Raw genomic sequence first — 21,475 nt, 5'->3', positions numbered from 1 at the left:
AATAAGTAATATGACAAGATTAGCTATTGTTGAAAAGGAAAAATGTAATCCGCATGCATGTGGAGACTATCTTTGCATTAGGCTTTGCCCTGTTAACCGAGCAGGAGATGAATGTATTACAAAAGTAGACAATAAAGCAGAGATAGATGAAAAATTATGCACTGGTTGTGGAATTTGTCCAAAAAGATGCCCTTTTGGAGCAATTCATATAATAAATTTGCCAGAAGAACTTAAAGAAAGACCAATTCACAGATATGGAAAAAATCAATTTGAGTTATTCAGTTTACCAACACCAATTTTTGGAAAAGTAGTAGGGGTTTTAGGAGTAAATGGAATTGGAAAATCTACTGCAATTAAAATTTTAGCAGGAATACTTAAACCAAACCTAGGAAAAGATAAGGAAGCAAAATATGAAGAGTTAATAGAATATTTTAAAGGAACAGAAGCTCAATCTTTTTTTGAAAAGGTTAAAGATAAAAAAATAAAGATTAGTTATAAACCTCAACAAGTTGATTTAATTCCAAAAGCAGAAAAAGGAAAGGTAAAAGATTTATTAAAAAAAGTTGATGAAAAAAAACAATTAGACAAAATAGCAAAAAAGTTAGATATTGAAAATATATTAGGCAATGATATTAAAAAGATTTCAGGAGGAGAATTACAAAGAGTTGCTATTGCAGCAGCTGTCTTAAAAAAAGCAGATTTATACATTTTTGATGAACCAACATCTTATTTAGATATAAAACAAAGAATAAATATAAGCAAATTCATAAAATCATTAGCAAATGAAGATACAGCTATCCTTGTAGTTGAACACGATCTAATCATTCTAGATTATATGACTGATTTGATTCATATAATGTATGGAAAAGAGAATTGTTATGGAGTTGTTGCACAACCTAGGGCAACAAGAACAGCAATTAATACTTACTTAGAGGGATTCTTAAGAGAAGAAAATATGAGATTTAGAGATCATAAGATTAAGTTTGAAAAAAGACCACCAATAAAGAGCCAGGAAGATAATATGCTAACATCATGGAAAGATATTGAAAAAAAATTAGGCAAATTTGATCTAAAAGCACAAAAAGGAGAAGTATATAGAAAGGATGTTGTTGGAATTTTAGGAGAGAATGGTATTGGAAAGACAAGTTTTGCTAAAATTTTAGCAGAAGAAATAAAACCAGATAAAGGAGAGATTGATAAAAAGATAAAAGTAAGTTATAAACCACAATATCTTGAATCTGAATCAAACAAAATAGTAAAGGACTTGCTTAAAGATGTAATTAAGAAGTATGAAAATCAAATAATTAATCCATTAAACATAAAACCTTTGCTGAATAAAAAATTAAATGAGTTATCAGGAGGGGAACTTCAAAGAGTTTCTATAGCTTTTTGTTTGGGCAAAGATGCTGATTTGTATTTATTAGATGAACCTTCTGCTTACTTAGATGTAGAACAAAGATTAATCATCTCAAAAATAATAAGAGATTTAATGGAGATAAAAGGAAAAACAGCTTTGATAGTTGATCATGATTTATTGTTTTTAGATTATCTTTCCCAGAAATTATTGGTTTTTGACGGAAAACCAGCTGTTGAAGGAGAAGCAAAAGGACCTTTTGAGATGGAAGAAGGTATGAATATTTTCCTAAAAGATATGAAAATTACTTTTAGAAGAGATGGAGAGAGTAATAGGCCTAGAGCAAATAAAGAGGATTCTGTAAAAGACAGAGAACAAAAAACAAAAGAGAAATATTACTATATCTAGTTTCATAATGCTTATATACCTTTATTTTGTTCTTTAATATCATGTGCGGGATAATCTGTTATAAAGGACCAAACGACGGAAACAAGATAATCATAAAAGGCCTAAAACAATTAGAATACAGAGGTTATGATTCATGGGGAATTGCATCCAAATACAAAGATAGGTTAGAAATAATAAAAAAAATTGGGAAGATAGGAGAGTATAATGATTTTTCTGAAATAAAAAGCGCAAATATTGCAATGGGGCATACAAGATGGGCTACTCATGGAACAGTAACTGAAAAAAATGCTCATCCACATATTTCATCAAATAAGAAAATAGCTGTTGTTCATAATGGTATTATTGAAAATTATGAAGAATTAAAAAATGAGCTAATAGAAAAAGGTTATGAGTTTAATTCTAAAACAGATACAGAAGTAATTCCTCATTTAATAGAAGAATATGCTAAAAATAATGAGTTTGAAGAAGCAGTAACTTTAGTATTAAAAAAATTAGAAGGAACATATGCAATAATTGTTATTAATAATGATTCTGATAAGATTATTGCAGCAAGAAAAGCTTCCCCTTTGGTTCTAGGTATTGGAGAAAAAGAATTTTTTATTGCATCAGATGTTCCTGCTTTTCTCGAATATACAAAAAAAGTTATTTTCTTAGAGGATAACGAAATGGTTGTTATAAATGATGAATATAAAATAAAAAATATTGAAACAGGAAAGGAATTTAAAAAGAATCAAGTGGAAATAGATTGGGATGCAGAGCAGGCACAAAAAGGAGAATTTGAACATTTTATGTTAAAGGAAATATTTGAACAGCCAGTTGCAATTGAAAATACAATAACTTCTAGGATTAAAGACAACAAAGTTTTTTTTGAAGATTTTAAATTAACTGACGATTATTTAAAATCAATAAATAGAATTATGATTGTTGCATGTGGGACATCTTGGCATGCAGGGTTAGTCGGCAAATTAATATTAGAATCTTTAGGAAAAATTCCAGTAGAAGTTGATTATGCATCTGAGTTTAGGTATAGAAATCCAATCTTAGATGACAAGACATTAGTTATTGCCATAAGCCAATCAGGAGAAACAGCAGATACATTAGCAGCTATGAAAGAAGCAAAATCAAAAGGAGCAACTGTTCTTTCTATTTGTAATGTTATTGGAAGTTCTATTCCAAGAGAAGCTGACGAAACCATCTATACAAGAGCAGGTATTGAAATTGGTGTTGCTTCGACAAAAGCATTTACAACACAATTATCTGTTTTATATTTATTGGGTGTTTATCTTGCTCAATTAAGAGGTACATGGCCTGAAGAACATCTTATTGAGAGATTAGATTATTTGAAGAGAATCCCAGAACAAATAGAATCTATGTTGAAAAAAGATAAAGAGATAATGGATTGTGCTAAAGATTATTATCGTAAAACAAACGCAATCTATCTTGGAAGAGGAACAAACTTTCCAATAGCTTTAGAAGGTGCTTTAAAATTAAAAGAGGTTTCTTATCTTCATGCAGAGGGGTATCCTGCAGCTGAAATGAAACATGGTCCAATTGCTTTGGTAGATAATCAAATGCCTGTTGTAGTAATATGTGTTAAAGATGAATCTTATGTTAAAATAAAAGGAAATATGGAAGAGATAAAATCAAGAGGAGGAATAATAATATCTATTGCTACTGAAGGAGATGAAGAAATAAAGAAAATATCAGATCATGTTTTATATGTTCCAGAGACATCTGGATTATTGTATCCTTTTTTAACAGTAGTTCCTTTACAATTATTAGCTTATCATATTGCTAAACTAAGAGAATGTGATATAGATAAACCAAAAAACTTAGCAAAATCAGTTACAGTAGAATGATATTAAGAAAAGCAACAACAGAGGACAAAGAAAAGGTTGCAGAAGTATTATTAGAACTATTGAATGTTGATAAGATAGAAGAGGCAGAACAATCTTTTTTAAAAGAAATAAATAAAGGAGATAATTACATTGTCGCAGAAGAAAACGGAAAAATAATAGGACTAGTATCATGGATTATGCATGGAAGACCAAAACACGGATTAGTGGAGTTATACCATATTGTAACTTTAAAAGGAGCAAGAGGAAAAGGAACAGGAAAAAAATTATTTGAATCAATGATGAAAGATATTGAGGAGGAATATAAAAAACATGATGCAAATGTAAGAAAAGTATTTCTGTTAACAAGATCAACAAATAAAGAATCTCATGCTTTTTATGAAAAATTAGGATTTAAACACGAAACAGTACTAAAAGAACATTTTTATAAAAATGAAAATGAATTTGTTTTTAGTATAATTTTTGAATGAAAATGTTAATCGAATCTTTCTCAGGAATTCGTGGATTGTATGAAGAAGATATTACTGAAGAAGTTATAATAAACTATACTCAAAGCTTTGTAAATTTTTTAAAGAAAAAAAACCAATCAATAAAAATAGTTTTAGGGATGGATACAAGAGAATCTTCAAATTCTATAAATGAATTAATGAAAAAAACATTATTAGAGCAAGGAGCAGATGTTGTTGATGTTGGTTTTAATACAACTCCTGCAATTCAACAGGGTGTTAGATATTTTAAAGCAGATGGAGGAATTATTATAACTGCTTCCCATAATGAACCAGAATATAATGGATGGAAATTCTTAAGAAACACTGGTTCTGTATTAAAACCAGAAGAAATTCAAGAGGTAATTCAAACACGAGGAAGTATAGATGTTCAAAAATCTGAAAATAAAGGAACAGAAGAGAATAAAGAAAAAGAACTACAGGAAAATTATATTGATTTTGTTTTAGATATTCTTGGTGAAGAAAGAATGAATAAGATAAAAGAAGCAAATTTGAAGATTGCTGTTGATCCAAATGGTGGAACAGCTGCAACAATAATAAAACAAATTCTAGAAAAATTAAATGTTGATGTAGTTTGTAAAAATATGGAATTAGGGATTTTTAATAGATTGATAGAACCAAATAAAGAATCATTGGCTTCTTTAGCAGAATCTATAGATGAAAATAATGCAGATTTAGGAGCAGGATGGGATTGTGATGGAGACAGGGTTGAGTTAGTTATTCCAAAATATTCTGTTTTTTCAGAAAAACACGGAAGAGTTTTATCTGGTCAACAGGTTTTAGCTTTGTTAGTAGAAGAAGTTTTAACAGATTACAATAATGGGGAAAAAACAGTTGTAATTAATGATGCAACTTCTGATTTAGTAACAGAAATTGCAAAAAAACACAATGCAGATGTTCTTGAAGTTGAAGTAGGAGAAATAAATGTTGTTGAAAAGATGGATGAAGTAAATGCTATTGTTGGAGGAGAGGGGTCTAGTTCGGGTGGAATATTTCCTCCATCAAAATGCAGAGATGGAACTTTGTCTTTAGTCCTCATTTTAGATTTAATAGCAAAAAGAGGGAAAATAACAGATATATTAACAGAATTTCCTGATTATTATACTTTAAGAAAAAAAATAGAGTGCAATCCTGAAAAATCTATTAAATTAAGGAAAAAATTAGAAGAACTATGGAACGAACAACCCTATGTTAAGGAAATAAGAAAAACAGGAGATGAAACAGGCGGTTTTAAGATTGTAATGAAGGATAATAGCTGGGTTTGGTATAGGGCGTCTAAAACAGAAGCCGGAATTTTTAGAATAATCGCAGATTCTACTTCAAAAAAATCTTCTGAAGATTTATTATTAAAAGGAGAAGAAATATTTCTAAATTCTTCTAACAAAACTTAAGAATCCTGTATGGCCTAGTGCTCCTGATTTTGGTCTTGAAATTCTTCCATCAATCTTCCAGTGTCTTTCGATTAATTCAGTTGTTTTTAGATAGACAAAACCATTATATTTTTTTATTTCATTTACAAAATCAGATATTTGAGAAACTGAAGGAAGGTATACAACAAGGTATCCTGCAATTTTTAGTGATTTTTCACAAGATTTTATTGCATTCCATGGATCTGGTATATCTAGAACAATTAAGTCTAACTCTTTTTCATCAATTCCTTTAAAGATGCTTTTCTTCTTTATTTTTAAATTTTTTAAGTCTAAGAATTTTTTATTCTCTTTAGCTGTTTCTATTGAATCATCTCTTATATCATAACTTGTAACTTCTTTACATATATGAGCTAAATAACAAGCTAAAGCCCCAGAGCCAGTACCAGCATCAACAACTTTACTTTTATTGTTAATGCCTGTTTCAGCTATTATAATTCCAATGTCTTTTGGTGTTATTATTTGAGCTTTTCTTTTAATCCTTTTGAAATCGTCTATAAAAGTTGTTGAGAATATAATAAATTCTTTATCTTTATTAGTTTTTATGGTGCTTCCATCTTTTTTCTTTAGGTCTTTTTTATCTATTTTGCCATCTTCTGTTATAAACTCCTTATCAGTATCAAAAACATAGAAGAATCTTTGTCTGGAGAGGGTTATCTCTTTGTTTAAATCCTTGACAAACTCTTTTTTTTCTTTTTTGAACAATATTTTTGCCATAAGGAAAAATAAAAAAAGAAATAATATAAATCTATCTATTTAGCAGGAAGTTTTTTATCTATTATTTTTTTAGTCCATCCTGCTTTGAGTAATTCATTTCTTATGCTTTTTACGCTTCTTCTCTTCCTAAGTTCCTTGTTTATGTGGTTATGTAGTATTGCATTATCGATTATTTTCTGACTAAATCCTTTGCTTTTTAGTACTTCTCTTATCATTGTGTGGTTGTGTCCTTTTTTCAATAGCCCAGATATTGGATCATGTAATGCTGCTGTGTCAACTAAGTGTGAAGGCCATCCTTTTGAAACAAGGATTTTTCTTATGTCATCTATTTTATATCCTTTTGTTTTCGCTTTCTTTATGAAACCTTGCAGTTTTAGTTCTGGTTGGTTGTTCATGTAGTTAATTCTCATTCTCTCTTTCATAAACAATCCACCAATTAATGCAATTGTTATGAACGCTGATATAGCATATGTAAGTAAATCTCCTTCTTTTTCTGGAGGGATATCTTCTTTAACTTTTGGCTTTGGTGTTGGTTTTTTAGGTGGAGATTTTTTCTCTTCTTCTTTGGGAGTTTTTGGTAAATATATTACTTCTAATGGTTTTGGTTCTTCTACTCCTTCTTCGACTGAAGAAGTAATTATAGTGGTGGTTCCTCCCCCACCTCCCCCTCCTGTGGATGATCCTCCACTAGATGCTGTTGTAAAGCTATATATTGTAGAATTTGTTGCCCAACCTTCTCTATTAGATGAATTAACTTGGTAGTAATATGTTGTACCTGGGTCTAATCCTAACGTTATTGAATGAGATTTTGTTAGAGTTGAACTACCACTTGTTGAATCTAAATTTGAACTATTGGTTCCATAATAAACAGTGGAATTAGCATAATCATCAGTTGACCAAGTGATTGTTGCTCCAGATGTTGTTATAGAGCTATTTGCAATATTACTTATGACTGGTGCTGTAACATCTGCTGATGTGTTCGCGGTTATATTATCTAGTAAACCTTCATTTCCTGCGTAATCCATAGCAGATACGTTATATATATAAGTACTTGAACTATTTACAGTTGTATCATTATATGTTGTTACAGTTGTATTAATAATGTTTGTATCATTCCTATAAACAAGATATTTTGCAACACCAGAACCACTATCTGTTGCAGCAGCCCAACTTAAATTTATTGATGATTCAGTTGGTGTTGTATTTACCAATCCTGTAATTTCGTCTGGTGGAGTCGTATCTAAAATAATTAATCTGGTTTCTGTTGTATTACAATAATCAACATAATCACATACAGTAACATTATAACTATAACTTCCATTTGATAATCCTGTCCAATTTATAGATCTTTGCGCTGTTGTATAACTTGTGTTATCCAATATTAAACCAGATGTATCATTATACAAACTAAATGTTATATTCTTTTCATTTAATTCAGTTACATTTACATCTGCATAAATCCATGTTCTTGAAACGTTTGTAAAGTTGTTTTCTGTTCCACTTGAGAAAGTTATTATTGAATATGTTGTATCCATTGTAAATTGATAACTCTCTTCATCAGATGTACATTCGCTTCCATTGTCACACGCTTGGCAGTTCCATGTGTAATCTCCATCTGATGATATTGTAGCATTAAATGTACTGTTAGTTGAATTTCCTGAATTTGCACCAATTGAAGTATTTGTATCTGTATAATATAATCCAGATGAATTCCATATATTTAATGTTATATTTGTTAAATTATTATCTCCACTAATAATGTTAGCTGAACAGTTGAAATTAATCGAAGCAGCTGATGAATTATAATAATTTACTGGACTATTTAGAGTAATATTAATAGTACTATTTGTTACGTTTAAAGTAACAAGATTACTGTAACCAGTCCAATATTCTCCATCAGTAGCATTAAATCTTATAGATTTAATTCCTACAAAGTTATTATCTGGTGTAAGTGTAACAACGTTTGTGATTTGATTTATGGTTACAGTTATACTTGTAACACTAGTATAATTATATGTTAAATTCTCACTATCAATATCTGAGAAATAATTATCTAGGTCCATTGTATAATCTGTATTTTTAGACCACGAAATATTACTTATTGTTGCGCTAAATTCTGGTCCAGTATTTACAATTGTTAATTGTGTGCTGTTCTTGGCTGTACCATTTTCTTCTCCATCATAAGGTATCACACTACATGTCCAATTTTCTCCTTTTGAGGTGTTTCCAGAACCCAAAACACCATATGATATATTTGTGTTATCTGTTGTTGTATTTAATATATTGTTTTTATACCATTTATATGTGTAATTTAGAGTGTCATTATCATCATCTGATGCTGATTGTACATAACAATTTAAACTTTCATTGCTTCTGTTTTCTGAAGCACTAGAGTTTATTAAAGGAGTATCCACTGTTGGTTTAGTATTATTTATGTAAACTGTATAATTATATGTTATTGAGGTCATATTAGAAGAATCTGTTACATTATAGAAACATGTTATGTTGTCCCCTTTTGAACCATTTACACTTAAATTTAATTGAGATGTGTTTGCATTATCTATATAGACAGTACCATTGATTGCCCATGCCCAGGTTTCATTAGTTAAATTATCTCCGTCTTGATCATAATAAGTACTATTACATTTTAAAATCTCATTAGTGTATGTGGTATTTGAAAGATTTTTTGCATTTCCTCTTAGAGTCATATTTGGATAGTACATCCATACTGTTAGATTTCTTACTTCTGGTGAAGTAGGCCAATCTACTTCAAATGTTACATCTAGGTTTTGTGATGTATTATGTCCATTTGGAAGGTCTAAATTATCTTTACATACAATATGATAAGTATAATTATCTACTTCAGCAACGTTTACGTCTGTTATATTACAAGTCATATTGATTGATGAATTTGGCGCACACCACACATCATCATCAGAGTTATAATCAGTATACCATTTATCATATGGTGACACAAAACAAGTCATATTTTCGTCGCCTTGTACTCTTATTTCTGTTGAATTATCATTTAAATTATCTAACCACCCATCTGAACCATTTGTGTCATTTGCTACCTGTAGTAAAGTTAAAATTGGTGGAATTTGATCGTGGAAAAGAGTACCTTCACTAGAATTTACATTACTTTCGTTGCCAATCTCATTAATGGCTTTAATATTCCAGTAATAATATGTTCCGTCTGTATATTCGCTGCTATTGTAAGTTGCTGTTCTGTTTACACTATTATTTGTCCATGTAACTATTGAATTCCAACCAGAAGAAGGGTATTTTGCTGTACCAATAGAATATTGATAGTATGAAATATTATATCTATCATCTATGCTTTCTGTCCAATTAGCAGTTAGGTTTCTTGTAGCAGATTGTGCAGTAGCATATACAATCACAGCGGAAGGACCAGTGTAGTTGTCTTGTTGTTCTGTTGTGCCACTTGTTGTTGTTTTATATTTAATTATAAGCGAAGATCCAACTAAACTATAGAAAAGATTTTCATCATTCTTATAACGAACATTTACATAATAGAAATTATGATTTATTAAACTCAAATTAACTGTTTTTAATGGATTAAACATATCTGCTGTACCATTTACAATAACTGTGTCGTTTCCTGAACCATTTAATAGACCAACATCTAATTCTAAGTTTGTGTTATTGTCCATAACAATTGCTTCACCAACACTATAATTACTATCTTGGTTCTCATCAGAATATGTAATATTAATTGTGAAATTTAAAAGAGTAGATCCATTTGGAAGAGAATTATTTCCATAAAGAATTGTATCACTTACGTTATTATAGATACCATCACTATCACTGTCATAAACAATCCAATCATTACTCTCAAAAAGATGATTATTATTTGAATCATTAAACATTTCAGTTCCATTTAAGAAATTATTTAAAGCAGCATAACCGGTTCTATTGACAATATCATCACTACTTAAATTATAATCTGCTGAAATTATAATGGTTTCATTATCATCATGATAATTATTATTATTTGAGTCAATCATCTTATAAGATGTGTTTTCTGATACGTTTGTCCAATTAATTACTGAATACCATCCACTGTTAGGATATTTGTCTGTTCCAACAGAGTATTGAGCAGATACCATGTTACTAGATGGACTTTTCCAAACTAATGAAAGGTTTGTTGAATTTTGTATTGCCTTTGCATAAACAGATGGAGCTGTTGGTTTAGTTGAATCAATTAAGTATGTTGTTATTGTAGTAATATTTTGATTATTTACTGAGTCATTTACTGAAAGAGTCATAGTGTAATTTCCATCTTCTAGATTTAATGTTACATTACAGTCTTTGAGGGTGTTGTTTCCACTACAATTTATATTATTACCCCAATTCCATGATTCGTTATAGTATATTAATGAATCATACCTATGAGTCACATTATATGTTCCATTTGTTATATTAAGAAGCAATGTTGAAAGATTTATTTTAAAGTCGTCTGTTACTCTGAAATTTATTGTATGTATGTTATCATTTGATGATAATTGTATAAGAGATATATTTATTTGAGGTGTTTGATTATCAAAGTATATATTAAATGTTGTTGCTATACCTGTTAGTGTAACATTTTGTGAAACATTTTCATACCCTTTTACTTTTATTTCATTGTCTCCTTGGAATAAATTTAATGATATATTGAACCACCCTGTTGGTTTTGAACTATTATATACATATATTTCTTCAAATTTTGATACTGATGATGTTAAGCTTTCATTTAAATTTATTTTCCATTTTCCAAATAAATCCACCTTGCTTGTTATATTGTATCTAAGGAAAGAGTGCCTATCATGATTTGCAAATCGTATGTAGTGATTTGCACTAAAAATAGATTCTTCTCCATCATAAACAGCTGTATAATTAAGTCCAGCAGCAAAATTATCAGCAGATATAGTACTTCCATTAAGTGTTGAATTGCCTGTTAAACTATTTGTTGTAGTAACAAAAGGTGCTCCATACTCTTGTAATGCAATTGCTGTTGTATTCAAATTTTTATTACTTTTATTTATATAACCTGTTATGTATATTGGTATTGATGAAACTGCTTCTGGAAGACTTTGTACAATTGGGGCTATTATGATATCTGTTCCATAGAAATCAATTGATTCAATATAATCTAATGATGATAAACTACGATTATCATAAATTCTAGCAGCACATTTGAATGTATTCTCTGGAATCTCTACATATGTTAGATTTTCAGTTGTTGTAGCTTGTAAAGTATCATTTAGCCACCATCTAAATTCACTAAGACTATTATTTATATCATCCCCATCCTCATCTACAAAAGCGGATATTTTACATTGTAATGAACTTGAACTTATATAATCTACTGAAATTGTTGCATTAGGTCTGTGATTTACTGAAAAGTTTTCCTTATAAACTGAAGAATTTATACCTGTATCATCATAAAGGTATATATAAGTTGATTGGTTTGTCTCCCAACTTTCATTTGCAATAAATGTAATAGATACTGGATTAGATGAAGTTGATGTTGCTTCTCCAAATTTATAACCAAGACACCCTGTTGGATTAACATCCGATGTATTACAAATAAATACATTATTAAGGATTGATGAATTTGAATCTGTCCAATATATCTGGAAGTTTATACTAGCTCCTTCAGTAGTTGGATCTGAATAGTTTGAATTATCTATAACATTTGTAATATCTGGAATCCCATCTGTTGACGTACTACCTTCTATAATTCTAGAGCTAGAGTTTGTTGGTGTTCCATCAATAAATCCATCATTTGGTGTAACTTCACAAATCCATTGGTCTCCTGGTTCTGTTTCACCATTACTTACCACTTGTTGAGTAGATGGAGTACTAAAAAATGTAAAAGTTCCTGTTCTATCTCTATACCATTTATAAGTATAGTCAATACTTCCATTTGTCAATGAATCACTTGAAGCATTATGTGTACAATTAAGATTAGCATCATCTGTGAAATTAAGGAATCCTCCGCCTGTGTTGTTTGTTGTTGTTAAATTTACCCAATTTAATTCTGGTGGATAGTTTATTGTAAAATTCTCTGTATAAACTGAGGAGTTTATATTTGTATTATCATAAATATAAACATAAGTTGTATTAACACTTTGATTATATGTGAATGTAATAGATAATGGATTATCTGAAGTATTTGTTGCTCTTCCAAATTCATAACCAAGACATCCTGATGGGTTAACATCTGTTGAGTTACATATATAAACTCCATTAAGTGTTGATGAATTTGAATCTGTCCAATTTATCTCAAATGTTATACTAGACCCATTTTGAGTAGGATAGCTTGTATTTGAATTGTCTATTATATTTATAATTTCTGGAATTCCATCTGTTCTACCAATACTAGTGCCAATAGACCTAGTTGAAGAATTCATTGATGTTCCATCAACAAACCCATCATTTGGTGTAACTTCACAAATCCATTGATCACCATTTTGAGTGTTGTTAGATGCTATTATAGATGTTTCTGATGGTATATTAAATAATTCAAATGAACCTGTTCTATTATAATACCATTTATATGTAAATGTGAATGCTGACCCATTCCATATATCATACGCTCTTTCATATGTACAATTGAGATAATCACTATCAATTATAGACTCAGAATCATTACGTGCTTCTGGTGTTAAATTTGTCCAATTCATTTCAGGCTTAATATTTATTGTAAAGTTTTCCTTATAAACTGGAGAAGCTAACCAAGTCTCATCATAAATATAGATATTTGCTGTTTGATTTGGTTGTGGTGTTGTACTCCAACTTTCGTTTGCTACAAAAGTTACATTAACTGGATTATCTGAAGTAAGTGTATGTATCTCTTTCCAATAAAAAGCATCAGTACATCCTGTTACACTTACACCTGTTGAATTACAAATATATACATAAATCTGTGATGAATTTGAATCAGTCCATGTTATTTCAAATGTTATATTCTCTCCAGCAGTAGTAGGATTAGTCAAATTTGAATTATCTATTACACTTAATATTTCTGGAGTTCCATCTCCTTGAGAACCACTTCCTCCAATTGATCTAATACTAGAATTCTTTGGTATTCCATCAACAAACCCATCATTTGGTGTAACTTCACAAATCCACTGATCTCCTTCTTGTGTGTTTCCACTAGTTAAGTTTGATTGATTAGACAGAGTATTATAGAGAGTAAAGACTCCTCCTCTATTTAAATACCATTTAAATGTAAAGTTAAACCTCGAATTCTTCTTCCATTCATCATATGCCCAGTCATATGAACAATTAAGATGTGCATCATTTGTGAAGTTAAAGTATTCTGTGTTATCTGTTGTTGTTAAATTTGTCCAATTCATTTCAGGTTTTTCATTTACAAAGAAGGTTCCTTGTCTATAAACAGAACAAGCATCCCCATCATCACATGCTTTTGTATAATAAGTATTAGATCCATTAGAATCTGTTTCTAACGTGGTATAATTACATGAGACTGTATTATCAGTTGAAAGATCTGTATGACAATATTCAGTACCTACACAACCAGTGTTACTTGTACTTCCATTAGAAACTGATTTATAATTTATTTTTATATCTGCCTCTTTGTATAACTTACCTATATTTCCAGTCCCACCTGTACCATTACTAACATTTATATAATAATCACTAGTAGTCGCTGAAGTAGCATTAATCTGTAAAGATTGCAAATTACTACTACTCCCCTCACAATATAAATTGTTAGTATCATCAGGATCAATACACATTAAAATAGCTATTATTTTATTTGGCAATGGTTGTGAATTATATTGTAGTTTAATATAATTATAACTTCCCATTACAAATGCGTTATTATGATCTTCAGCAATTGGTTGTAAAGCACCTTGACCACTAGTATTAATTCTATCTCCTATTTCATCTACTTCAAAAGCATATAAATCATATACATAATCTGTTGTATCTCCCCATGTAGAGCCCTTTGCATTCCTGTCTCCATCAGTAGCGTTAGTAAAACTATCTGGTCTTATTGCTATTGTTTCAACATAATCTCCTGATGAGTTAGCGTAATAAGTCATATTCGCCATACTGTTATTTAGATTATTCCATCCTATCATTGTATAATTAGTTGTTCCGATAACACCCATTGATTGTTGATCTATTGTACTATCACATACATACATCTGTGCGCTTTCTCCTGGGTCTTCATAATCAACCCATTTTACATCAAATTGTACAATTTCTCCTAATGTTGTTGGAATTGTTATATTAGAAGTATCATTAAAATCTATTATTTGTGGTTTTGCGTTGTCTATTATTGTGACTGTTGATGATGAATTGACATAATGGTCATCAAATAATGGTCTGTTAAGCCAACCCTCATCTATATCTTTTACTTTTACTGAACACTTTATAATATCATCTTTATCAAATATTGATGATAGAGTTGATTCATTATATGGGTCAGGTATTTTTATAAAGTCATTAAGTGGATCTCCCTCATTTTGTATCCACCATTCGTATTGTGCTTCAGAAACATTTTCTTCATCAGTATCAATATCTGTAAAGATATAATTACAAGTGAGTGTAGAAGATTCATTTGGAGCAGAAGGTGTTATATCTCCTGCATATGAAGATGGTGCTGTGTTTCTTACATAAGTAGTATTGCTGTGCATACTATCTCCATATTCTTTTGTATCATAAGGGGTCATAGTACAAATAATTTTATCTCCTTTACTCGTGTCACTAGAAGGAATATCTACAAAACAGTAAGTAGATCCAGCTGGTAAATCATACCTATTCTGCCATCCAAACACATCTTCAGAATGGTAAATACAATCCGTAGCTGTACCACTTAAAAAAGAAGTACTCCCTCTTGCATAAGTTTCAAGAATAGTAATATTATAATCCATTGTTACTTCTTCAAGATCTCTGTCATAAGCTATTCCAACACATTTTAGATCATTTGATGTTGTAGTATTAACTTCAGCTATATTACATGTAATAGTTCTTGAATAATTATCTGTTACATTACTAAAAGCATCTATACATATCTTATATTCATCTGGAGCGCACCATTGGTATAAAGGTTGTGTTATTTTTGTTAAAGCGTCCTCATCACACGTATCTGATGTGTTCCCTGCTATATCTGTTGTTATACTATCTTCTTTTTCTTGTGTGTTATTTCCAGCCATATTTGTTATTTTTGTTAAGTTTTGAATTGGTTGTGCGTTTATATTAACTGGACCTGTCCATAATTCAGTATTACAATTACTATAAATATCACAAGCCTGGATACTATAATAATAATTTACTTCAGTCCTATTAGTACGATTAACAAGGTTAGTAAAACTAGTTTGAGAAGTATCTGTTGTGTTTAAAATCTCCATACCATTTGATGCAGAACCATTAGATATTCTAAGAATATAATTATAAACATCAGAAGAAGATGATAAATTCCAATTTATAGTTATTCCGTCTTCCCATTGATCTCCTGGAGTATCATAAGCATTTATTGACATATCGTTTAATGGTGATGTTGTATCTCTAATTTGAAGTATGAAAGAATCATTAGCAGCATAATCATAATAATCACTAACATTAATACTGCAAGTATCCAATTCAACTTGGTTTGCTGTTATGGTCCAAGTACAAGTACCATCTGTTGGATAATTACTAAGAACAGTGGGCGTAGTACAATTTGAATCTGACCATACACAATAAGCATCAGGATCTGCTGTAGTTACAGTAGTAGAAGAACCCAATTCAAGAGGATTAGAACCTGCTGTAAGCGTCATCACCCTTCTTCCAATACTAATTGATTCGCTACCCGAGTCATCTGTATCATAATATATAACAGTACACACACCAGGAAGGAGATCAGGAGTTGTAACTAGAGCGACAGTACAAGCACTAACAGGGTCGGCAGCACACGCTCCTTCAGGATCTAGAGTTACATCTGCACACTCATCATCTCCTTGATAATCAACTTGAAGAGCCTCACCAATATAAACATCAGACGCAGGAGTAAAACTTACTTCTGAAACATTATTATAAGCAAAAGCTTTTTGGTTGCCATATGTAAATTCTAATATATGTTCTCCTGTTGTTAATTCTTTTTGGGTTTCATAACTAAGTTCAGGACAAGAATAATTTTGAATAACTATTGAATCATTTACCCAGTCATAATTTAATATTTCATCTCCGCATTTGAATTCTAGGAATTTAAGATCATAACCAGAACCAACATCGTATATGTTGGTCCAGGTTGTTCCGTTTACAGCTCTGATTGTTAAGTCTGCTTTACCTGTTGTGTTAAACCTAACAGTCCAGTTTCCATATAACGGAGGGTAGCTATGAACATTTAAGATTGTTATATTTCCTCCACCATAAGCACTAAATCCAGTAACATTAAATCTAATTACATCTCCATCATCTGTAAATTGAATGTTTGTTGGCTGCCAATCTTCACAAACAGAATTTTCAAAGTCAAAGTTTTCACAACGCATAATTACACTAACATCACTTTGTTTTGCTAGGGTTATTTCTGCATTTTCAAATTCTAAAGTATAAGCATTAATTGCTATTATATCTGTTGTAATCTCTTTTTCAGATGGATCGTCTATTATAGCTTCTACATTTTCTATCTTTCTTATTTTGTTTATTTTAACTTTTGATTCTGGTTTTAAAGATGTTTCTTGTGTTGATGAAGCTGTTCTTAGTCCTAATGATGGTTTTTTGTTAGATATTACTAAATCATAATCCCCTTTGTTTTTTGTGATTTTGTGATGTCCAATACTTCTTTTTTGTTTATCTTTAACAATAACTTTTAAGTCAGATAATGAAGTAGAAACATCTTCATAAAATTTAACATCTTTTTCAACTTCTTTTGAATTATAGATTTCTACTAGGTTAGTAGATATATCAACATCATAATAAATGATTTTAGTTGATACTATATTATTGTAACCAGCACCATCTTTACCATAGTTTACATAGAATAAATCATTCCATTTTTTTGATGAACTTACTAAATCAATAAATGCACATCCTTGTTCGTTTCCATAGCAAATATCAGTGGTAGTTAAAGTATCTTCATTAGTAATTGTCCATTTTGTTAAAAGTTTTGTTTGATCGACATTCCAATTAAATTCTGTGTTTTCAACTGTTAAATCTACAACCCCTCTTGTTGTTTCTATACCATCATTATCTAAATCATAATTTGTTGAATTACTAAATTCAAGTTTTATGGTTATTTCTCTATTTAATTCAGAGGAGATAGTTAGTGATAGAAGAACTGCAATTATTAGGAAAATCGGTACAATTCTTATTTTAGCGTTTGACTTCTTCATATTACTTCTAAATTTCCATCTTTTGTTTTTTTGTATTTTTTAACTGAGTTTGAAACATTTGATTTTTTGATTTTTAGTTTGTCTGATTTTGATTCGATTTCATCTAACATCTCTTCATTTTCGTCTAATGGCAGAATATCAATTTTTTTGAGAAGAATTCCTTCGTTTGTGACAGAATACATCCAAAAACCTGTACCTTCATCAATTTTTAGGTCCCTCCTTATATCTTTGGGTATTACTATCTGACCCCTCTTATCACATTGTACGATTTTTGGATACTTTTTCATGTTATTCTGATATTCAGATAAAACATCTGAATGTATAATATATGGAATATCCTTGTTTTTGTATGAATTTTAGCTCTTTATTTGAACTTTCAACTATTTTATCTGATATTCAGATAAAATAGTATATAAAGCTTTGTATTTTGTAGAATATAGTAAGAAATATATATTTAGAATTCATAAGATTTATAATTCATTAATTTAAATTTTTTTAATAAAATTGCAATTTTATTGATTTTTCTCAAATTTAAATAATAAGTCCACTTTAGGAAAAATAAGGGAGTAGAGGGATTTGCACCCTCGATCAGCGGGTTGCAGCCGCTTGCCTTACTACTTGGCCATACTCCCGATTAATAAAATGGCCCCGGAGGGATTTGAACCCTCGGTCTACAGCTTTCCTGGCTTCTTCTTAGCAAAAGCTTAGAAGGCTCTAGCGAAAAATAAATTTAATTATTTTCTGTCGCCTTATCCAGGCTAGGCTACGGGGCCATAGCGTAAAGAGAAAGTTAGTAATTTATAAATGTTTTTACATATTAGAGTAGAATTACTTATTTTCTTCTTTATATATCATTAAACTTTTTATAGCAGATGGTAGAAGAAAAGCAAACAAATAGACAATTCCAACAAACAAAGGATTATGTTGAACATTATTTAATCCTATGTTTTGCTGCAAATAATTAGAAAATTTGACTATTAGAATGATATTTATGACTGTTAATACCAATAAAAAGATACCTTCAATAATTATATCTTTATTCTCAATTTCCCTTATTAAAAGATTAAAAAAAGCACCAAACGCAAGACCAACAGCTAATATTATAACATAGAGTTTAAATCCTTGCATAATCAAAAGAAAAGGTATGAATATTATTGAAATTACAAAATTGCCTATTAAAGCAACAAACCATATCATCCAATAGGTTATAGAATCAAGAAAAAGAATTTTTTTTGATCTTTTATTTTTCCCGTGTTTAATAATTGCAACTGCTTTGTTTATGTCGTTGTTGGTCCAACCTTTTTTCTTGAGCCTCTTTTTTAAATCATTCATCTTTTATGTTGTGAATTAATTTGTTTGTTCTTTCAACAAAACTTTTAGCTCTTTCAAAATATTCTTGAATTGTTTCTATGGTTATATCCATCTTTTTACCATCTACTGTAGCAGTCATTGTAACGTGCTTTCTGAATTCTCTTGCACTTGTATATTCTGCTCTGTTTATTCTCCTTAACAAAAGATAAAGATCAATATCTTCAAGAAGTTGAGCATCATCTTCAAACAATTTTCTTACTTCTATGCTTTTGGTTATTGGATTAGTAGGTATCTCTTTTATTTTTTTCTTGTTTTGCATATACAAAAGCAAAGAATCTATTGAAAATTCAAAGACATTAATTAAACGCACAATAACACTTTTAATTACATCAACTGTTTTTGTATATTTTAGACTAACATAAAACAAATGGTCAACTCTTTTTAATTCTTCTTTCGCCTTTTCTATTGCTTCTTTCATCTGAATATTTCCTCATTTTTGCTAGTAATATTATTTATTTTATCTACAAATTCTTTTGCATTTATCATCATTTTTTTTAATCCATCTACTTTTATTGTTTTCATACTATATTTATCCGAACATATAACCAACCTATCTTCTCTTGCAAATTCCATTGGACTTTTTCTATGTTGGACAATAATCTGTTTAATTTCTTTTATTGTATTTATATCTTCTTGTTTTATGTTATGTCTTACAGCACATTTTTCTTTGAACATTTTAAACTTACTGTCAAAATTATCCTGGAATTGAGGGATTCTTTTAAACAATCTATCATAGTGTAATAATGCCCCTATTGAATTAGTATATGCTAAAAAAAGGTTTTCAACTACAGATAAAAGAAGTTTTGGATCTTTTAATAGGGGGTATGTTTGGGTTAGAATATGATCTGCTAGTAATATCTTTTTTTTAGAATTCTCTCTTAGTTCCTGAAACTTTTCCATATGATAAGAATCATATAGAAGTTTAAATAATTTTTCATTAAAAAAAATTATTCTTTTTTTAATGATATTATGGAAGCAGCCAAATCCCCTTTATTTTCTTGAATGGCTTTTTTTGCTGTTTCTTCATCACAGTTTGCTTGGTCCATTACTGTTTTTATATCGTCTTGATTTATTTCTGGTTCTTTAGTTAATTCTTTTTCTACAGGAGTTCCTACTATTTGAAATGTTTCCTGTCCCATCATATTAACTTTAGAAACCTGAGGATTTTCAATTACAATTTCTTTATCCTGACATCTTATAACAACTTCTTTTGCTTCTATTTCTGTTTGCTGCATACCCATCTTTCGCATCATCTGCTGCATTTTTCTCTGGTTCATTCCAGGTATCATTGTGTTTATCTAGAATAATTGTTAATATAAAAATGTTTTGAATTTAAAAACTCTCTAGAATTCTTTTTATTTTTTTCTGTGTTTTATCAAGTTTAAATATCCTTTGAACTGTTTCCCTAGCGTTTAGACCAATTACTTTTCGAACATATTCTTCTTTCAGAAGCCATTCTATTTTCAAACTTAACAATAGACTATTCTTTTTTGAGAAAAAAACACCATTTTCTTTGTCTTTTATGTATTTTTTTAGGTCCCCTGTTTTTATTGTTATAACAGGCAACGCACAAGACATTGCTTCTATTGTTGCAAGAGATGATGTTTCTGCTAGAGATGGCATTACAAATATATCCATTGCTTGTAAATAAGGAACAATATTGTTTGTGGATTTTATTAATCTTATATTTTCTTCTTTTTTGAACAATTTTTCCAATTTTTCGTTTCCTTTTCCAACAATTAATAAAAACAAGTTATTGTGTCTTGTTTCTAATTTTTTAAAAGCTTCATAGAGTGTCATCAAATCTTTTTCTTTACTTAATCTTCCAACAAACCCTATCACTTTTTTACTTTTTTCAATACCAACTTTTTCTTTTGAGTTTTGTTTGTCTTTTGTTGGAATAAATTTTTCTGTATCAACACCATACTTAACAACGACTTTAGACACTTTTATTCCTTGTTTTTCCAGAATTTTTGCTGTATGTATTGAAGGAACAATAAGCAAAGAACATTTTTTATAGAGATTTTTAGATTTTAACAAAATTAGGCTTTTTATGAAAGGTTCCAGTGTTCTATTTTTAGAGAGAGTTTCCCAGTAAAGATTGTGGATATGCATGATTAAAGGTTTTTTTATTTTTTTTGCTATATTTATAGAAGTTTCACCTATTGGTCCTAAAGAATGTACAAAAATTATATCAGAATCATTTATTATCTTAGTAATTGGTTTTAGATCAACTTTACTGTATTCTTCTTGTTTTGGTTTTTTAATAGGCAATCTTATTACTCTTAATTTGTCACTAAACTTTAAATCTCCAGGATATTTAGGACATAAAATTGTTACTTCAAATTTATTTACAAAAACTGGGATTATATATGATAAAAACCTAGATATTCCATCCCATCTTGGTAAAAAAGAATCTGTTACAATTAATAATTTTTGTTTGATTGTCATATTAATTTTAAAATTTTTATCTATTATAAAATTT

General features: G+C 29.7%; 12 protein-coding genes and 2 tRNA genes. 4 read left to right on the top strand and 10 right to left on the bottom strand.

Features of this window, described 5'->3' with window-relative positions; genetic code table 11:
• The first annotated feature begins 10 nt into the window (after positions 1–10).
• From CEE44_01660 to CEE44_01645, 4 genes are read left to right on the top strand one after another with little or no spacing between them, the layout of a single operon-like run.
• The gene (locus tag CEE44_01660; protein ID TKJ17220.1) at positions 11–1,762 is read left to right on the top strand and encodes a ribosome biogenesis/translation initiation ATPase RLI; all 1,752 of its coding nucleotides are present in this window, start codon (positions 11–13) and stop codon (positions 1,760–1,762) included.
• A gap of 41 nt (positions 1,763–1,803) precedes the next feature.
• Positions 1,804–3,621 (top strand): glutamine--fructose-6-phosphate transaminase (isomerizing), encoded by a 1,818-nt coding sequence (gene glmS / locus CEE44_01655; GenBank protein TKJ17219.1) that lies wholly within the window; start codon positions 1,804–1,806, stop codon positions 3,619–3,621.
• Entirely contained in the window at positions 3,618–4,088 is a 471-nt protein-coding gene (locus tag CEE44_01650) for a hypothetical protein (GenBank protein TKJ17218.1), read from the top strand. The genes glmS and CEE44_01650 overlap by 4 nt, the downstream gene beginning before the upstream one ends.
• Positions 4,085–5,515: a hypothetical protein gene (locus CEE44_01645; protein TKJ17217.1), complete on the top strand. Its 1,431-nt coding sequence runs from the start codon at positions 4,085–4,087 to the stop codon at positions 5,513–5,515. The genes CEE44_01650 and CEE44_01645 overlap by 4 nt, the downstream gene beginning before the upstream one ends.
• Here CEE44_01645 and CEE44_01640 read toward each other — a convergent pair.
• From CEE44_01640 to CEE44_01595, 10 genes are all read right to left on the bottom strand, one after another.
• Positions 5,492–6,268, bottom strand: a complete 777-nt coding sequence (locus CEE44_01640; GenBank protein ID TKJ17216.1) for an SAM-dependent methyltransferase — start codon at positions 6,266–6,268, stop codon at positions 5,492–5,494. The genes CEE44_01645 and CEE44_01640 overlap by 24 nt on opposite strands.
• A 35-nt stretch (positions 6,269–6,303) precedes the next feature.
• Positions 6,304–17,619 (bottom strand): hypothetical protein, encoded by an 11,316-nt coding sequence (locus CEE44_01635; protein TKJ17215.1) that lies wholly within the window; start codon positions 17,617–17,619, stop codon positions 6,304–6,306.
• Positions 17,616–17,906, bottom strand: a complete 291-nt coding sequence (locus tag CEE44_01630; protein ID TKJ17214.1) for a hypothetical protein — start codon at positions 17,904–17,906, stop codon at positions 17,616–17,618. Before CEE44_01630 ends, CEE44_01635 begins: the two co-directional genes overlap by 4 nt.
• A 274-nt stretch (positions 17,907–18,180) precedes the next feature.
• Positions 18,181–18,251, bottom strand: a tRNA-Cys gene (locus CEE44_01625).
• Between the two features lie 11 nt (positions 18,252–18,262).
• A tRNA-OTHER gene (locus tag CEE44_01620) sits at positions 18,263–18,392 on the bottom strand.
• Positions 18,393–18,447: 55 nt separating this feature from the next.
• Complete coding sequence (locus tag CEE44_01615) at positions 18,448–18,951, bottom strand: hypothetical protein (GenBank protein ID TKJ17213.1); 504 nt, start codon at positions 18,949–18,951, stop codon at positions 18,448–18,450.
• On the bottom strand, positions 18,944–19,408 hold the full coding sequence (locus tag CEE44_01610) for a hypothetical protein (protein TKJ17212.1): 465 nt from the start codon (positions 19,406–19,408) through the stop codon (positions 18,944–18,946). The genes CEE44_01615 and CEE44_01610 overlap by 8 nt, the downstream gene beginning before the upstream one ends.
• A complete protein-coding gene (locus tag CEE44_01605; protein TKJ17211.1) occupies positions 19,405–19,890 on the bottom strand; it encodes a hypothetical protein in 486 nt (161 codons plus the stop codon). Before CEE44_01605 ends, CEE44_01610 begins: the two co-directional genes overlap by 4 nt.
• A 47-nt stretch (positions 19,891–19,937) precedes the next feature.
• Positions 19,938–20,279, bottom strand: a complete 342-nt coding sequence (locus CEE44_01600; GenBank protein ID TKJ17210.1) for a nascent polypeptide-associated complex protein — start codon at positions 20,277–20,279, stop codon at positions 19,938–19,940.
• Positions 20,280–20,322: 43 nt separating this feature from the next.
• Entirely contained in the window at positions 20,323–21,441 is a 1,119-nt protein-coding gene (locus CEE44_01595) for a hypothetical protein (protein ID TKJ17209.1), read from the bottom strand.
• Positions 21,442–21,475 lie beyond the last annotated feature (34 nt).

This window comes from Candidatus Woesearchaeota archaeon B3_Woes, from assembly GCA_005222965.1.
Taxonomy (GTDB): Archaea; Nanobdellota; Nanobdellia; order Woesearchaeales; family B3-WOES; genus B3-WOES.
Note: the sequence above shows the minus strand (reverse complement) of the source record. Positions and strands in the feature narration are given on the sequence as shown.

What these genes read in the sequence shown, in the direction of transcription:
- CEE44_01660 (TKJ17220.1), top strand. Translation starts at nt 11, where the DNA reads ATGACAAGATTAGCTATTGTTGAAAAGGAAAAATGTAATCCGCATGCA.
- glmS (TKJ17219.1), top strand. Translation starts at nt 1,804, where the DNA reads ATGTGCGGGATAATCTGTTATAAAGGACCAAACGACGGAAACAAGATA.
- CEE44_01650 (TKJ17218.1), top strand. Translation starts at nt 3,618, where the DNA reads ATGATATTAAGAAAAGCAACAACAGAGGACAAAGAAAAGGTTGCAGAA.
- CEE44_01645 (TKJ17217.1), top strand. Translation starts at nt 4,085, where the DNA reads ATGAAAATGTTAATCGAATCTTTCTCAGGAATTCGTGGATTGTATGAA.
- CEE44_01640 (TKJ17216.1), bottom strand. Translation starts at nt 6,268, where the DNA reads ATGGCAAAAATATTGTTCAAAAAAGAAAAAAAAGAGTTTGTCAAGGAT.
- CEE44_01635 (TKJ17215.1), bottom strand. Translation starts at nt 17,619, where the DNA reads ATGAAGAAGTCAAACGCTAAAATAAGAATTGTACCGATTTTCCTAATA.
- CEE44_01630 (TKJ17214.1), bottom strand. Translation starts at nt 17,906, where the DNA reads ATGAAAAAGTATCCAAAAATCGTACAATGTGATAAGAGGGGTCAGATA.
- CEE44_01615 (TKJ17213.1), bottom strand. Translation starts at nt 18,951, where the DNA reads ATGAATGATTTAAAAAAGAGGCTCAAGAAAAAAGGTTGGACCAACAAC.
- CEE44_01610 (TKJ17212.1), bottom strand. Translation starts at nt 19,408, where the DNA reads ATGAAAGAAGCAATAGAAAAGGCGAAAGAAGAATTAAAAAGAGTTGAC.
- CEE44_01605 (TKJ17211.1), bottom strand. Translation starts at nt 19,890, where the DNA reads ATGGAAAAGTTTCAGGAACTAAGAGAGAATTCTAAAAAAAAGATATTA.
- CEE44_01600 (TKJ17210.1), bottom strand. Translation starts at nt 20,279, where the DNA reads ATGATACCTGGAATGAACCAGAGAAAAATGCAGCAGATGATGCGAAAG.
- CEE44_01595 (TKJ17209.1), bottom strand. Translation starts at nt 21,441, where the DNA reads ATGACAATCAAACAAAAATTATTAATTGTAACAGATTCTTTTTTACCA.